Here is a 13,646-nt window from a genome sequence, read left to right as displayed (position 1 = left end):
AGATAGCTTTGGTCAGCGATTCTGGGTAAAATAGCCCACTTCGGTGGGTTTTTTTACGTCTTCATCAAACTCAAGAGTTGCAATTTTATTGTCGGCACAACAGTTGAATACTGTTTCTGGAAATGCTTCAAATAACGCAATAATTCTGTCTAATTTAATATTCTTCATTTCATTCTTAGCTACACACATAATTGTCTCCTGTCATTTATGATGTTGCCCGTCTTTCCGAGCAGTCAGGTCAGTTCTTGCCTCGATCGTGGTCGATGGTCTTGCCTAGCTTTGGTCTAAAAGTTTTCCCTGGTACTGCTAAAAAATTGCCGTTACGCCGTGGTAACCATGAAAGGTCGCGGTGAGAGCTTTGGTTCTCCTCCGACATAACGGCAAAAATAAATCTGGTTTGAACACTTACCTGAACACTTGCTGTGTTGTGTCTTGGTGTTATGTATATTAGCAATGCTATTTTTTGTGTCAATAGCATTGCTAATATTTTAAATACAAAAAAAGCCACTATAATTAGCAGCTTTCTTAACTAGTTGTTTTTTCTAAGCAAAATCAATCATTTTGATAGGAAGGGATTTTATTACTTTGCCAATTATTCGTAGGTCATGCATTTCTGATTCTTCGATATAGAAAGTTTCATAGGCCGAATTATCGGATTTTACGGCTAATTTTCTGCCTTTGACTCTCTGTAATCTTTTAATAAACAATGAATTTTCAAAGCTAAAAACGTAAACGCCATCACCATCAAAAAACTCATTGTGCGTATCTACAAACACGACATCTCTAGGATTAATAGCAGGTGACATACTATCACCACTGATATTAATCATCTCAATACCTTTTAAACTTTTTCTACCAAATAGCTCAAAAACTTTTTCAGGTGAGAATTCAATAGATTTGATTGTGTCGGGAAAATCATTGTTTATAAAGCCACTAGGACCAGCTTTGGCGTATATATCCATTAGCTTCAAAGTATTGTGCTCACTGCGAGTGGATAACTGCGATTGCTCAGCGGTATTTTCTTTTTTCGTTGAACGAACAAAATCTAATAAAATTTTTAATTCAGGCTTTATATCTTCAGGATCTACTTGTAGGAGCGATGCAAATTTTAAAGTTGTATCAGTGTTTAACGCTGTTCGACCATTCAGATATTGACTGACAGCTCCTTGAGTAGTAAAGCCTAACGACTCCGCAGCTTTTTCTTGGGTTAAGCCGAGAGACTCTCTTTTTGCTTCCCAGATACGACGAAGGTTCTGGGCGGCAATCTTATCTGAATCTGAAATTTTTCTGTTCATAGATGTTAGTTTATTTGTATTACTAATATTTTTCTAATAGCACTGCTATTGATCTATTGAATTAGCATTGCTAATATTTATTCACCAGAACATAGGAGGTGAAGAATGAAATTACATTTGTATTTGAAACAACAAAAAATTAGCCAGTCGGACTTTGCTCAATTGGTAGGTGTTACCCAAGGTTATATTAGTCAAGTTATTGCTGGTAATTATGTTCCTAAAGGACGCAAGGCAATTGAATGGGCGTCAAAAACTAACTGGTTAGTGACCCCGCATGATTTAAATCCAATCGACTACCCGAACCCTCACGATGGCCTCCCAAGTGAGCATCTAGTATTACAAGTTTCAAATTAAAAAACTGATTACGCTTAATCAATTTTGCGACAGGAGACGCGAGTAGATGAATTTTGATATCGATATTGTTCGTTCCGAGGTTGAGAGCTGGGCCTCAGAACAAGGACAAGAACACGTAGCGATTGAAATCAGTCGTGCGTACTTACAGATCATCAGAGACAAATCACAAAGCAGGTTACATGTGATTGAAGACGAACAGGGCAGGGCAGATTGGAAAGCAATAAATAACAACCGACAGCAAATTTTTCGGTGGTTACGAGGAGATTCTGCGGCATCGATGCGAAAGATAGCTGAGTTAATGCCGGCGATACAAATCGCGTTACCGGCTTCGAGGTTAGCTCGAGTACGTGGCGACACGAAAAATTATTTAACGTCAGTGGCGATACAACTTTTTGCTGATGCGATCAGTGAAATTTTATTAGAGGGGCGTGACATGTCACATCGAATAAATAATGCCATTAACGCACTTAATGCAATATCACGCCCGACAAGCATGCACTAATTCAAGAGGCAAGACCAATGCTAAGAACAATTGAGAAAATCACATATCGCAATGGTTTTTTGTTGAACGGAAAACCGGCTGATAGAGAGAAAGTCGAAGATGTTTTCGAAGGTAGACGAGCAGCTGCTCTGAGCGTTTGGGAGCAGTACGAACAACAAAAGCGGAAGCTGCTTTTAGAAAAGCTCACACCTGAGCAGTACCAAAACGCGTGTCGTGACATTGCCAAAGCGCTGGGGGTGTGAAGTGAGCATGACCTTAATGGCTAAAGCCATGTCAATTCGGGTGGGGAATCCGTTGCGAAAACTGGTACTTATCAAACTAGCTGATAATGCGAATGATAAAGGGGAATGTTGGCCTTCATATCAACATATCGCTGATCATTGCGAATGCAGTAAAAGTGCAGTACGTAGTCATATTGAGGCTTTAATCGACATGGGTTTCTTGGTAAAAGAAAATCGATTAGGGGTTAATAATGGTAAAGGTAATACATCAAATATTTACTATTTAGATTTAACTACCCCTGTGTCATCAGAAAGCATAGCCCCTGTGCCGCCAAAAAACATAGCTATATCAGGTGGTGATAGCCCTATGCCACCAAAAAGCATAGCTATGCCGTCAGATGACAGACCCCCTATGCCGTCAGATGGCACCAGAACCAGTCACTCTTTTGAACCAGTCAATGAACCTATCATAGAACCTAATAAATTCCCCCTTACCCCAAAAGGGGAAAAGGGAGAGAAAAAAGTAAAATTCGATCCATTGTCAGCTAAACCAGAAAATGTGAGTGACGAAGTTTGGTTAGATTGGATTAATTTCCGCAAGGAGATTAAAAAACCGCTGACCGAAACCATGTGCAAGCAGCAAGCAAAAAAATTAGCGAAGTGTTCTGATGCCGACGCTGTGATTTGCAATTCAATTGCAAATGGTTGGCAGGGACTATTTCCTGAGAAAGCTTTGGCAAATTCTAGCAAGCCAAATTCACACACTGGATTTGCAGACAAACACTATGAATCTCATGATCCACACTGGCTTGTTGGAGGTGAAAATGTCTGAGCAAGATTTATTGGTTAGCGTAAACATTCCCCCACGCTTTGCTAACGCATCTTTTGAGACATTCAAGACAGCTACACAGCCGGTTAAACATAACCTCACTGTGTGCAAGCAATACGTTGCGACATGGGAAGATCGTAAAAATGCAGGCGAGGGTTTGTTGCTATGTGGAACACCAGGCACAGGCAAAACGCATTTAGCGGTATCGATAGCGCGAGCAGTGGTTGAGGAATATCAGCAATCCGTATTTATCACCACAGCGGCAAGGATCATCCGTGCATTTCGCAGAGCGTGGGATAGCCATTCTGAATTTAGCGAATTGGATGTCTTAGCAAAATATTGTGAACAGGATTTATTGATCATCGATGAGATTGGCGTTCAGTACGGTACTGACTCTGAGCGTAATATTTTGTTTGAAGTCATTAATAATCGCTATGAGGATTTATTACCGACGATTCTGGTGAGTAATTTACCGATGGATGAGCTTTCTGAAATGCTTGGTGAACGTGCAGTAGATCGATTATTACAAGGTGGTACGGTGCTAACGTTCAATTGGCCCACTTATCGTAGAGGTAATCACTCATGATGAATGAACGAGACCTTGAAGGTGCGGTGATCAGTGGTTTTTTAGCCGGTGGAGCCTCTCAAGATGCTTATGAAGTATTAGCCACATTACCTGAGGAGGCGTTTAGTTCATGTTATTACCGCCGTGTTTATCAGGAAATCAAAAAACAGGCATTAACTAGCTCGCTAATAGATCCGTTTTTTATTGCTGACTCACTCGGGGATAAAGGTGATTTAGCTAACCTACTTGAGCTTGCAAATTCGCCAGTTTGGAAAGCAAATTTAAAAGGTTACGCTTCAAAAGTACACAGTTACTTTCGTGTGCGCCAAGCCGTGCAGCTGATAAGCAAGTATCAAACTGCAATCACAGAAGCGAGTAATCACGAACAAGCCGAAGAATTCATTAGTCAATTTGCCAATCAAATGAGCCAACTGACCACAGGTAATCAAAATTTGTTACCCGTTCATCTAGATACCCTCATTGAGGGATGTGTTGAAGTCCTCGAGCACAGAAATTTAGGTGAAGATGTTAGCGGTATGATCAATACAGGTATAGAGGCCTTAGATGAAAAAATAGGGGGCTTCAACCCGACTGACTTGGTGTTGATCGGCGGTAGACCAGGAATGGGTAAGACTGAATTAGCGCTAACCATGATTGAGGGTATGACTCGTGATGGTGGCGGAGCGTTGTTGTTTTCTATGGAAATGGCGAATCAGCAAATTGCAGAGCGTATGATCGCCGGCTCATCTCAATTATCTGTATCAACTCTGAGAAAAGGGAAATTATATGATGAGGATTGGGCGAGATTAGAGTCAGGGCTAAGACATTTAGTAGGTCGAGATATTCACATCATCGATGCAAACAATTTAACGGTTGAGCAAATATGCGCGATTAGCGAAAACCATAAACGGAAACACCCGAATTTAAAAGGCGTTTTTGTCGATTATTTAGGTTTAATTAAAAAGCCAAAAGCAGAGCGTAACGACCTCGCTATAGCAGCAATTTCAGCTGGGCTAAAAGGGCTTGCTAAGAGATTGCATACTCCGACTATTGCTTTGAGCCAGCTATCACGAGATGTAGATAAGCGACCGTTAAACCAACGTCGACCGGTAGCTGCTGATTTGCGCGACTCTGGTAGCTTAGAACAAGATGCCGATTATATTTTATTCACCTATCGTGATGTGGTTTATAACCCGAATAGCCCCGCGAAAAATTATGCTGAGGTTATCGTAGATAAAAACCGCCACGGTGAAACGGGTACGATTTACCAAGAATTCAAGAACGGCCACTACCTGCCAACCGACCAAATTACTGCAGCGGAAGTGTCCAGAATGCAACAGCAATCGCAGGGCGGTAAAACTCGCCGCTATGCAGAGAAAGCGTTTTAAAAGACCAAAAGAGGCAGACCATGATAATCAAAGACCCCATCACACACGAATCACTCGTGCGTGATAACAAACCTATTTTTCCTGATGATGGTTGCGACTATTCGCAATGTCATATCGATCGCCTTCACGCAGCTGCACGAGCGAGAACTAAGGCTCCATATCAACCTGAGTTAAAACCACAAAAGAGGTAGTCATGTCAGCGCAATCAAGTTACTTGCCTGATGGACTTCCTCATAACCGTGCTTTGTGGCCAGAAAAGTATCGCGAACTGGAACAGCTTGATTTATTGGCTAGCCGGCTAATTCGGCAATTGAAAAATCGCAAAATCTACAGGGAGCGCGTGCTGGTGGAAATTGAGAAAGCACATGAGGTACATCGGGAATTTTTTAGAGATAGGTTAAATTATTGGCGTGAGGTGATGAAGGTATAAAGCGCACACACTTGGAAAAAATAAAATCGTTCCCATCATATAACTACAAGCTTTACAGCGGATATAAGGCCGTTTAGTCATAAGGTTATTAAATGTAGTTAGTTGGGGTAAAAATGAAAAAGTCGGTTTATAAAGCAAGTGGTTTATGGAACCAAACGTCTTTCATAACTCTTTTTGTCGCAACAAGCGAAAAAGATGTACTTTCAACAATAGCATTTTGGGCAAATCTAGGTGGCGCTAGAGTAGATGAGTTATCTATTGAGCGTTATTGCTCAGTGCATTAACCGAGTTGATATGAAGAGGCAAGACCAATGGCAAAAACTGCAGCAGAACGCAAAGCCGAACAGCGTAAGCGTCAAAAGGAATCAGGTGTTACTAAAATAGAGTTATTTCTTGATGAGCAAGAGTTAGAAATGCTTCAAAGAAATTGCGCATTACGTAGACCAGGAAGAGATCCCTACGATATAGGTGAATATCTTTCTATGTTGATTAGAATTGATGACCGTTCAGTTATATCTTTGGTTGCAGAACTAAATAAACGGCGTTGTAAAAAATGTAATGAACAACTACCGGTGGATAAATGTTGTCTTAGTGGTAGTGCAGAGTGTTGGATCACAAAGGGCTGGCATGATCTGAAGTTAATTATTTAATAAAAATATTATTTAATAATATAATAAGCAGGTAATGAGTTGCATTCTGCTTATTATATATTTTATTTCCCGAGACGGATTTCGGGGATCTTTATATTATTAGAGAATATCATCACTTCTCCCCCAGTCTTTTTTTCATGTGCTGTATATTGTAAATCATACTCTTTAACTCTGAATTTATTATAGATATTTTTTATTTCCTCATGATTATCATAAGATACAATCCAGTATGGATAATTAGTACTGGCCAGTGCATTCATGACTGCTACATGATCATCATGGTCATAAAAATTACGGTATAAGCCTTGGCCTTTAATATAGTATGGAGGGTCAAGATAAAGTAGTGTTTTTTCAGGTGATTGTACAGGTAAAGATTTTAACAAATCTATGGTATCTAGATTATATATATGAATTCTAGATGAATAATTAGCGATTTTTTCTATTCTTTTTAGTAGTTCATTTTTATTAAATCTAACATCTAATTTCCATTTTCCTGACTGTGATTTCCCTCCGATAACACCAGCTTTTAATATTCCTGAACGATTAGTTCTGTTCAAAAAAAATGTTGCAAAACCAATTTCCAATGTGGAATATTTATCGGTGTTTAATAAAACGTCTTTCTGTTTTTCCCAATTTTCAATATTAATTTTTGCATCATGGACGAGTTTACTGAAATTTTCAGTATTATTAAGGATAGAGTCCCAAAAGCTATAAATAGCAATATCAATATCATTTATGTGAATATGTCTAACATATTCTTGCAGGAGAAGTTCTAAAGCGACCCCGGCTCCACCTGCATAAGGCTCAATATAAGAACCGTCATTGAGTGAGTTTTCATCAATTAATGATTTAATATAATAAGATAGTTTACCCTTTCCCCCAGGATAACGTAGCGGAGTGTAGAACATTTAAACCATCCATTTCGTGAAATTTATTAACAGCCTAATTGTATTGCAAGATCAATAAGATGTCTAGCTTAGCATCTTATTGATCTTGTGGTGGTTACTTCCAAATTTCCTCTAAAAGGCGTTGAAAATTATCCCATTCAGTATTTACAACTTCTTTTGTTGGTAAAAAACTAGGGTTGTGGACATACTGCTGTAATGAACCGCTAGCTTTAGTTATTTGACTTGACGCGGCCTTAACAGCAGTTGCTTCATAACCAGTTAACTGTTTATTTTTTTGTAGATAACTAGCACAAAGTACTACTTTATCATGTAAACCAGGCTCTCTTGTTCCTTTATTATCTTTCTTAAATTCACTAGAAAGTTTATTTTCTTCACAAAAAATAGTAACAGATAAATCTATGAAAATTCTGAGCATTATTGAAATTGATATAGGAGCTTCATCGAATGAAAGATTTCGTTTTAGCTCATTAAAAATTCTTGAGCATTTCTTATGGCTGCCAAAATTAAATTTAACATTAGAAGGTATTAGATTATTTCTATTCGATTTAGGAGGGCGGGTAATTTTAAAATCTTTATCATCTAGATTTGAGTCAGCTTCGTTGGGATTATCTGTTGGATTACTATTTGAATTATCAGACTGTGTCACTATAGGTTCAAATGAGGACGGTGTAAGTGCTGAAGACTCTTTTCCTGATTTTGGATTATCGGTATTATTCTCTGTTTTTTCGTGAGCGTTATCTTTATTTGCTTCATCCATTATTCTCCATGGCTTAGGCTGCAAATATGAGCTATTGGAAATACCCACATCAATAATAAAATCTGATCTATCAGCTTTACTCCTAATTCGATTTACTGTAAACAGTGCTTTTCCGCTATCATCCTCCTCTATCATGGAGTCAATAATCCTACGTAATTGTTCTATAAACCGAGAGTGAGGTTGTTTACAATACAAATATCCATCAATAACCTCTATATTCATAATATTACGTACCTGAGGATCATCAAATAAACGACTTATATTAGTTATTTTTAGATGTTTTTTACACTTATCTTTCGTTTTTTCATCAAAGTTAATTTGTATACTTTCAAGTATTTGATAACCAAAAGATAACTTCCCATTTCTATTAAGATATCTTGCTTTCTCTGGAGCAGTCCACTCAACTCGTCCAACACCGTTATTTTGTCCTGTATGCTTTATATTTACCCAATGATTATAAGAGTCATCATCAAAAACTACACAATTCTCAATATTAACTATATCTGTTTTTACTGTGAGTCTTATTTTTTCAAAAATTTTCTTGAACCTATCATTTGGCGATAGTTCAGGTTCCAATAATAGTTTTAATGCGGTAATTCTGCGATTTCCTTCCATTACTGTATAAAAATTAGGTGTCTCATCATTTTTTAGGACAAGAATGTTTTCAGTAGGGTCTAGACCTTTACTTGCAATATCTTTCGCAAGATTAATGATTTTTTCGGATTGAATCTCTAACATTTTAGAGATCGCATCTCTCTGGTTATCTGCGGAATCAGGAAATCTAGGATTATTAATATCTAAAAGTAATTTATTTACTTTTATTGTTTTTCTCTCGCTCATCTCTATTTATTCCTTAAGTAGAGTAAAAATATAAATTTAGCTTATGATACATTGTTTTTCATTCAGGATAAATATGCTATAATCTTTATTGGTCTGAACACCCAATCCTAAAACACTTGCTGTGTCTACTGAGAGAAAAAGTATGGCACAGCATAGCTTTATCAAAATGTCTAACGACACTCTTGTACCGGCTAATCCCGCTGCGAGAGATTTTCTACATTCAAAAATCAAGTGCGGCGATGTGCTTTATGCTGAGTTTAAGAAGGCACGTAACCCTCGCTTCCATCGCAAATACTTCGCATTACTTAACCTCGGATATGAATACTGGGAACCAACCGGCGGTACAGTTTCGCCTGAAGAAAAAGAACTCGTTCGTGGGTACGTCAAATTCCTCGCTTACTACACCGATAACGACGATGCCCTCCAATCTGCTGCTGATGTTTATCTCGATGAGATAGCACAGAAACGCGCTCACAATATTTCAGCAACCAAATCCTTTGATGCTTTTCGCTATTGGGTGGTCGAACAATCTGGCCATTATGAAACGTTCGAAATGCCAGACGGCAGCCTACGCCGTGTAGCCAAATCAATTAGCTTCGCCAAAATGGACGATTTAGCTTTTGGCGAACTATACAAAGCCACACTCGATGTGCTTTGGAACTTCATTTTATTCCGTAAATTTCCCACCCAAGAAGCTGCTGAAAATGCGGCGGCTCAGTTATTAGATTTTACCTAGAGGCAAGACCAATGACTAAAAAATCAAAGACCAAAGAAGATAAACAGTGGCTATCAGATGTAGCAGAACTTGGCTGTATTTGCTGTCGAAATATGGGGTATGGAGCAAGCCCCGCGGAAATCCATCATGTAAGAACGGGGCAGGGTATGGCTCAACGAGCTAGCCATAAAGATGTATTGCCATTATGCCCACCTCACCACCGCGCTAGCTATGATACTGGTTTTCATGCGGCGCCTAAAACGTGGCAAAAAATTCATGGTACCGAGGTCGAGTTACTCGAGCAAACAAAAAGAGAAGTTATGGAGCTGCGCTCATGTCGAGTATAAAAAGTATTTCTGATGGTCTGGCATTAGACAAAGACCGTGAGGTTTGGCTACAAAATTGGTTATCGTTATTCGGAGCCTGGGTTTATAGCGGGCGCTTAGAAAAGCGGCAAAGTAGTATGATTGCTCAATTTATGGCTACTGTAGAACGTAGGGATTATCCAGATAGGCCAATGTGCAACGATGATGATGGGCTGTTAATTAATAGTGTGGTCAATCTAATTTATGATCTCGATACAGAAGCTTTTAAGATGCTAATTAGCCGGTATGTGTACTGCGCCTCAGATAGGTCGATAGCTAGATGTCGCCATCAAAACTATGAGCGTCGAGTTATGACACGTAGGAATGGATTACCTAGAGAAAGGATACCATCAATGTCTACATGCCGGCGCGAGGTGGATGAAATATTAAAAGCCGCTGAGTATTTATTGTACCAACCGCTGGTGGATGCATTTAAAAATAGAGAGAAAGAGGCAATATTGAAGCGAAATAGCAAAAACGTGTTGACTTCTTTGAACTAATGAGCCACTATTTTAAGGTAAGTTGCCATTTTAGTAACTTCACCAACTAACCCAGCCAATACGCTGGGTTTTTTACTTTTAAAAGCAAGTAAAGCTTGCTGTCACCTTTGTTCAGAGTTACATGTGTATTCACGACCAATAAACGACCAAAGGTATAAAATATCATGTTAAAACATAATGGTATGACAGAAGAGGCAAAGCTTGTTTTAAATGCGGTTACAGGTGAACCTGCGACAGTCGGTGAAGTTTCTCAATTTACTGAACTAACAAATTCTTGTTGTCAGTTAATACTGACACAGCTTTCAATGGCTGGACTTATCAAAGAAAACGTCAAAGAAAGAACATATCAAAATATCTAAAACTGTGAAAATGGGCGACTGTAAAAGTGTTGGTAGCACTCTTACAGTCATTCGCCCGTTCCGCTAGATCACGGACAAACTAAAGCCCACCGCTTATGTGCACAAAGCATGGTGAAGCTTATCAAAAAAGGTTTCCCTGATCTATGAAAAATACTGTAAATTTAAACAGTGTCAGTTTGGTCAATGATGACTCACTCAGCTACATAAAAACACTTCCAGACAACTGTATTGATTTAATTGCAACTGACCCACCTTATTTTCAGGTTAAGTCATGTAATTGGGATAATCAGTGGGAAAACGTCACTGCATATTTATCGTGGCTTGATGAAATGCTTGCGGAATTTTGGCGCGTTCTGAAGCCAAACGGTAGCTTATATATGTTTTGTGGTTCAAAGCTGGCTGCTGATACGGAATTATTAGTGCGGGAGCGGCTCGATGTGCTTAACCATATTATCTGGGCTAAACCATCGGGACCATGGCGGCGACAAAACAAAGAAAGCCTAAGAAGTTATTTTCCTGCGACAGAACGTATTATTTTTGCTGAGCACTATCAAAGCCCTTACAAGGGTAAAAGCAGTGGTTATCTTCAGCGACGCAGAGAGTTGAAAGAAAACACGCTGAGGCCATTGATTGAATATTTTAAGCAAGCAAGAGATTCATTAGGCATAACGGCAAAGGAAATACATCAGGCCACTGGAAAGCAAATGGCTTCTCATTGGTTTGGCTATAGTCAATGGCAATTACCAAACGAATCAGACTACTTGAAGCTACAAGAGCTATTTAACCAAGTAGCGGTAAAACAGTTCAGCGACAATCCATTAAGCCGCCAGCACGCTGATTTAGTTAGTGAACAAAAGCTACTAAATCGTGAATATCATGAGTTATCTCAGCAATACCAACTATTAAGGCGTCCGTTTACTGTGACAGTAGATGTTCCTTATACCGATGTTTGGGTATACCCACCTGTTCAGTATTACCCCGGCAAGCACCCGTGTGAGAAGCCCTCAGCGATGATGGAACACATTATCAATAGCAGTAGCCGTGAAGGTGATGTAGTTGCTGATTTCTTTATGGGATCGGGGGCAACAGTAAAAGCAGCCTTAAAACTCAATCGTCGCGTGATAGGTGTTGAGTTAGAAACGGAACGGTTTGAGCAAACTAAATCAGAGATAGAATTACTGTTTAAATAAAATACTATTCGTGAGGTTTTTATTTTTTGAAGCTAATAGTATGCTTGTTTTTTGTTTCTTATCTTTCCCTTATCCAGTCTGGGCTGTGTTTATGTACAGTATTTTTGTTGATTTTTTTATCGAGATATATTAGCATTAACTTAATGTTTATAACGTATTCAGATAGTTATATTTTGTCGTTATATATAATAAGTTGATGTTGATCACTATTTATTCATCCATAAGTTGTATTTCCTGCTGCATTCAATTTAACTGAAATTAGTTTCTATTAAATTAATTAATCAGTGAGATGCTTATGACATTAAGGACGAAAACATTTACTGTTCGATTTTATACTCCTCGGTATGGGGCTGACGGAGCGGCAGGCAGTATTTTTAATGATTTATTAAAATACTGCCCTAAGGCGGCGACTAAAAAAAAGACTTCTAAAAAGAACACAATGCCTATTATGGCGGCAGGAGATACCGCTTATCAAATAAGAGGGTTAATCACGTCATTAAATGGTGATTCGATAAGTGGATATCTAGTCAGATTTAGATTGGATAAACCTGCTGTGGGAAGTAAGTCTAATCTTGATGAAGAATATTTAGAATTAGATGGTGATAAAGAATTTATAGAAAAAAATCATTTTATTTTATTTAAAGAAAGAACATCAGAATTGATGGGATTTCAATGTTGTCGTGAAGGTGCTGTGATATCTGTTCTTGGGCGGTATTTAACCTTTTTGAACGGTGAATCTGAAACTATAAGTTTTGATGATATTTTAACGAGGGAATCTTTAGATGTAATTTTTAATAAAGGGCTTATAAAAAGTGTTGAATTCTCAGTAATGAGACCTTTAGGAAAGAAATATAAACCGAATCCTAATGATACATGGACGCAAGATTCATTTGAAATATTAAATGGTGTTGGTGGCAATAAGTTTACTGCTAAAATAGCTGTAACAGCTAAAGATAAAGGGCTTTTGAATAAAACCAAAACTAAGATAAAAAAATTGATTAGTTCAGAGTATACTAAAAAACTAAAAGTAAAAGTTTCTGGTGAGTCGGAACCCATTGATTTATTAGCAGAAAGAATAGCAGGAAAAATTCATGTTCCTGTACAGTTAGGTGGAATTATAAAACCTGAAGATATTTATAGTGCAATCCGAGATGTAAAAGATCAAAAACAGCATCATATTGATGCGAACTATAGTGATGAATAAACATAATTAGGGATAGATACATGAAACATTTTATTAAAATCTGCTTAATTTGTTCATGTATCTTAACTATATCAGCATGGTATTTTGGCTGGTTTAATGAGCTTGATTCCGCCGCAATCAGAGCCGCTGCTAGTGTAGCTGCTCAGGTATCAGCAACATTATTAGGATTTCTGATCGCTGGTCTATCTATATTGGCTTCTGTATCTGGAAACAGACTACTAAAGAACATGCAAATATCGGGGCACTATCAAGTTTTACTAAAGAAAATTTTTATAGTATCAATTTGGTATGCGTTATCTCTTGCGATAGGGTGTTGGACTGTTATTTCTCCTCTTAGTTCTTTATTTATTAGTGCTTATCTATCACTATTTGTATTTTTAAGTTCTATATTGATGCTTGGTGATATTGGTTGGCGTTTTTGGTTGGTTTTAAAAAATATTTGACCTATTGATGTTTTGTTACCATTTAATTTAAGGCCACTTCGGTGGCCTTTTTTATTGTCTAAATTCCAACTGAATTCATTAATCTAAATCCGGCTACCTGCTGGTGGCTTTCTATTAACTAAATTCCTCCG

The 13,646-nt window shown here is 38.2% G+C and carries 20 protein-coding genes; 16 read left to right on the top strand and 4 right to left on the bottom strand.

The window, feature by feature from the left end; all coding sequences use genetic code 11:
- Window positions 1-12: 12 nt before the first annotated feature.
- The gene (locus tag I3B46_RS22450) at window positions 13-189 is read right to left on the bottom strand and encodes a hypothetical protein (protein ID WP_196993025.1); all 177 of its coding nucleotides are present in this window, start codon (window positions 187-189) and stop codon (window positions 13-15) included.
- Between the two features lie 353 nt (window positions 190-542).
- Window positions 543-1,295 (bottom strand): LexA family transcriptional regulator, encoded by a 753-nt coding sequence (locus tag I3B46_RS13375; protein WP_196993024.1) that lies wholly within the window; start codon window positions 1,293-1,295, stop codon window positions 543-545.
- Between the two features lie 105 nt (window positions 1,296-1,400).
- Between I3B46_RS13375 and I3B46_RS13370 the strand changes: the two genes are divergently transcribed.
- From I3B46_RS13370 to I3B46_RS13330, 9 genes are all read left to right on the top strand, one after another.
- A complete protein-coding gene (locus I3B46_RS13370; protein ID WP_196993023.1) occupies window positions 1,401-1,649 on the top strand; it encodes a helix-turn-helix domain-containing protein in 249 nt (82 codons plus the stop codon).
- Between the two features lie 46 nt (window positions 1,650-1,695).
- Complete coding sequence (locus tag I3B46_RS13365) at window positions 1,696-2,151, top strand: toxin YdaT family protein (RefSeq protein ID WP_014658120.1); 456 nt, start codon at window positions 1,696-1,698, stop codon at window positions 2,149-2,151.
- 17 nt (window positions 2,152-2,168) lie between these two features.
- On the top strand, window positions 2,169-2,393 hold the full coding sequence (locus I3B46_RS13360; protein WP_150375411.1) for a hypothetical protein: 225 nt from the start codon (window positions 2,169-2,171) through the stop codon (window positions 2,391-2,393).
- Window position 2,394: 1 nt separating this feature from the next.
- Window positions 2,395-3,204 carry a helix-turn-helix domain-containing protein gene (locus tag I3B46_RS13355; RefSeq protein WP_196993022.1) on the top strand — a complete coding sequence of 270 codons (810 nt, stop codon included), beginning with the start codon at window positions 2,395-2,397 and terminating at the stop codon, window positions 3,202-3,204.
- Window positions 3,197-3,787, top strand: a complete 591-nt coding sequence (locus I3B46_RS13350) for an ATP-binding protein (RefSeq protein ID WP_196993021.1) — start codon at window positions 3,197-3,199, stop codon at window positions 3,785-3,787. The genes I3B46_RS13355 and I3B46_RS13350 overlap by 8 nt, the downstream gene beginning before the upstream one ends.
- A complete protein-coding gene (locus I3B46_RS13345) occupies window positions 3,784-5,154 on the top strand; it encodes a replicative DNA helicase (RefSeq protein ID WP_175442490.1) in 1,371 nt (456 codons plus the stop codon). Before I3B46_RS13350 ends, I3B46_RS13345 begins: the two co-directional genes overlap by 4 nt.
- A 193-nt stretch (window positions 5,155-5,347) precedes the next feature.
- Window positions 5,348-5,584: a hypothetical protein gene (locus tag I3B46_RS13340; RefSeq protein WP_196993020.1), complete on the top strand. Its 237-nt coding sequence runs from the start codon at window positions 5,348-5,350 to the stop codon at window positions 5,582-5,584.
- Between the two features lie 113 nt (window positions 5,585-5,697).
- Window positions 5,698-5,868, top strand: a complete 171-nt coding sequence (locus I3B46_RS13335; RefSeq protein WP_165119672.1) for a hypothetical protein — start codon at window positions 5,698-5,700, stop codon at window positions 5,866-5,868.
- A gap of 27 nt (window positions 5,869-5,895) precedes the next feature.
- Window positions 5,896-6,234 (top strand): hypothetical protein, encoded by a 339-nt coding sequence (locus I3B46_RS13330; protein WP_196993019.1) that lies wholly within the window; start codon window positions 5,896-5,898, stop codon window positions 6,232-6,234.
- 62 nt (window positions 6,235-6,296) lie between these two features.
- Here the strand turns inward: I3B46_RS13330 and I3B46_RS13325 are convergent, their stop codons facing one another.
- Together I3B46_RS13325 and I3B46_RS13320 are read right to left on the bottom strand one after the other, a co-directional pair.
- Complete coding sequence (locus I3B46_RS13325; protein ID WP_196993018.1) at window positions 6,297-7,142, bottom strand: DNA adenine methylase; 846 nt, start codon at window positions 7,140-7,142, stop codon at window positions 6,297-6,299.
- Between the two features lie 94 nt (window positions 7,143-7,236).
- Window positions 7,237-8,739, bottom strand: coding sequence for a ParB N-terminal domain-containing protein (locus tag I3B46_RS13320; protein WP_196993017.1), 1,503 nt, complete (start codon window positions 8,737-8,739; stop codon window positions 7,237-7,239).
- Between the two features lie 142 nt (window positions 8,740-8,881).
- Here I3B46_RS13320 and I3B46_RS13315 point away from each other — a divergent pair, with 142 nt between their 5' ends.
- The 7 genes from I3B46_RS13315 (at window position 8,882) to I3B46_RS13285 (ending at window position 13,515) form a co-directional block, all read left to right on the top strand.
- The gene (locus tag I3B46_RS13315; protein ID WP_196993016.1) at window positions 8,882-9,475 is read left to right on the top strand and encodes a DUF1367 family protein; all 594 of its coding nucleotides are present in this window, start codon (window positions 8,882-8,884) and stop codon (window positions 9,473-9,475) included.
- An 11-nt stretch (window positions 9,476-9,486) separates the two neighbouring features.
- The gene (locus I3B46_RS13310; protein WP_196993015.1) at window positions 9,487-9,801 is read left to right on the top strand and encodes a Ref family recombination enhancement nuclease; all 315 of its coding nucleotides are present in this window, start codon (window positions 9,487-9,489) and stop codon (window positions 9,799-9,801) included.
- On the top strand, window positions 9,789-10,319 hold the full coding sequence (locus I3B46_RS13305; protein WP_196993014.1) for an antiterminator Q family protein: 531 nt from the start codon (window positions 9,789-9,791) through the stop codon (window positions 10,317-10,319). The genes I3B46_RS13310 and I3B46_RS13305 overlap by 13 nt, the downstream gene beginning before the upstream one ends.
- Before the next feature lie 164 nt (window positions 10,320-10,483).
- Window positions 10,484-10,678, top strand: a complete 195-nt coding sequence (locus I3B46_RS13300; RefSeq protein ID WP_196993013.1) for a TrmB family transcriptional regulator — start codon at window positions 10,484-10,486, stop codon at window positions 10,676-10,678.
- Window positions 10,679-10,821: 143 nt separating this feature from the next.
- Window positions 10,822-11,868, top strand: coding sequence for a DNA-methyltransferase (locus I3B46_RS13295; protein ID WP_196993012.1), 1,047 nt, complete (start codon window positions 10,822-10,824; stop codon window positions 11,866-11,868).
- Between the two features lie 295 nt (window positions 11,869-12,163).
- Window positions 12,164-13,072, top strand: a complete 909-nt coding sequence (locus I3B46_RS13290) for a hypothetical protein (RefSeq protein ID WP_196993011.1) — start codon at window positions 12,164-12,166, stop codon at window positions 13,070-13,072.
- Window positions 13,073-13,092: 20 nt separating this feature from the next.
- Window positions 13,093-13,515: a hypothetical protein gene (locus I3B46_RS13285; RefSeq protein ID WP_196993010.1), complete on the top strand. Its 423-nt coding sequence runs from the start codon at window positions 13,093-13,095 to the stop codon at window positions 13,513-13,515.
- The last annotated feature ends 131 nt before the right edge of the window (window positions 13,516-13,646 follow it).

It is taken from the genome of Providencia sp. 2.29, assembly GCF_015832305.1.
Lineage (GTDB): Bacteria > Pseudomonadota > Gammaproteobacteria > Enterobacterales > Enterobacteriaceae > Providencia > Providencia stuartii.
The sequence above is the reverse complement of the archived record's forward strand: the minus strand, read 5'-3'. Positions and strand labels throughout refer to the sequence as shown.

Coding starts and splice junctions, on each gene's coding strand:
- I3B46_RS13370 (WP_196993023.1), top strand. CDS start 1,401: ATGAAATTACATTTGTATTTGAAACAACAAAAAATTAGCCAGTCGGAC.
- I3B46_RS13290 (WP_196993011.1), top strand. CDS start 12,164: ATGACATTAAGGACGAAAACATTTACTGTTCGATTTTATACTCCTCGG.
- I3B46_RS13365 (WP_014658120.1), top strand. CDS start 1,696: ATGAATTTTGATATCGATATTGTTCGTTCCGAGGTTGAGAGCTGGGCC.
- I3B46_RS13285 (WP_196993010.1), top strand. CDS start 13,093: ATGAAACATTTTATTAAAATCTGCTTAATTTGTTCATGTATCTTAACT.
- I3B46_RS13340 (WP_196993020.1), top strand. CDS start 5,348: ATGTCAGCGCAATCAAGTTACTTGCCTGATGGACTTCCTCATAACCGT.
- I3B46_RS13310 (WP_196993015.1), top strand. CDS start 9,487: ATGACTAAAAAATCAAAGACCAAAGAAGATAAACAGTGGCTATCAGAT.
- I3B46_RS22450 (WP_196993025.1), bottom strand. CDS start 189: ATGTGTGTAGCTAAGAATGAAATGAAGAATATTAAATTAGACAGAATT.
- I3B46_RS13345 (WP_175442490.1), top strand. CDS start 3,784: ATGATGAATGAACGAGACCTTGAAGGTGCGGTGATCAGTGGTTTTTTA.
- I3B46_RS13320 (WP_196993017.1), bottom strand. CDS start 8,739: ATGAGCGAGAGAAAAACAATAAAAGTAAATAAATTACTTTTAGATATT.
- I3B46_RS13335 (WP_165119672.1), top strand. CDS start 5,698: ATGAAAAAGTCGGTTTATAAAGCAAGTGGTTTATGGAACCAAACGTCT.
- I3B46_RS13315 (WP_196993016.1), top strand. CDS start 8,882: ATGGCACAGCATAGCTTTATCAAAATGTCTAACGACACTCTTGTACCG.
- I3B46_RS13300 (WP_196993013.1), top strand. CDS start 10,484: ATGTTAAAACATAATGGTATGACAGAAGAGGCAAAGCTTGTTTTAAAT.
- I3B46_RS13360 (WP_150375411.1), top strand. CDS start 2,169: ATGCTAAGAACAATTGAGAAAATCACATATCGCAATGGTTTTTTGTTG.
- I3B46_RS13350 (WP_196993021.1), top strand. CDS start 3,197: ATGTCTGAGCAAGATTTATTGGTTAGCGTAAACATTCCCCCACGCTTT.
- I3B46_RS13295 (WP_196993012.1), top strand. CDS start 10,822: ATGAAAAATACTGTAAATTTAAACAGTGTCAGTTTGGTCAATGATGAC.
- I3B46_RS13305 (WP_196993014.1), top strand. CDS start 9,789: ATGTCGAGTATAAAAAGTATTTCTGATGGTCTGGCATTAGACAAAGAC.
- I3B46_RS13330 (WP_196993019.1), top strand. CDS start 5,896: ATGGCAAAAACTGCAGCAGAACGCAAAGCCGAACAGCGTAAGCGTCAA.
- I3B46_RS13325 (WP_196993018.1), bottom strand. CDS start 7,142: ATGTTCTACACTCCGCTACGTTATCCTGGGGGAAAGGGTAAACTATCT.
- I3B46_RS13375 (WP_196993024.1), bottom strand. CDS start 1,295: ATGAACAGAAAAATTTCAGATTCAGATAAGATTGCCGCCCAGAACCTT.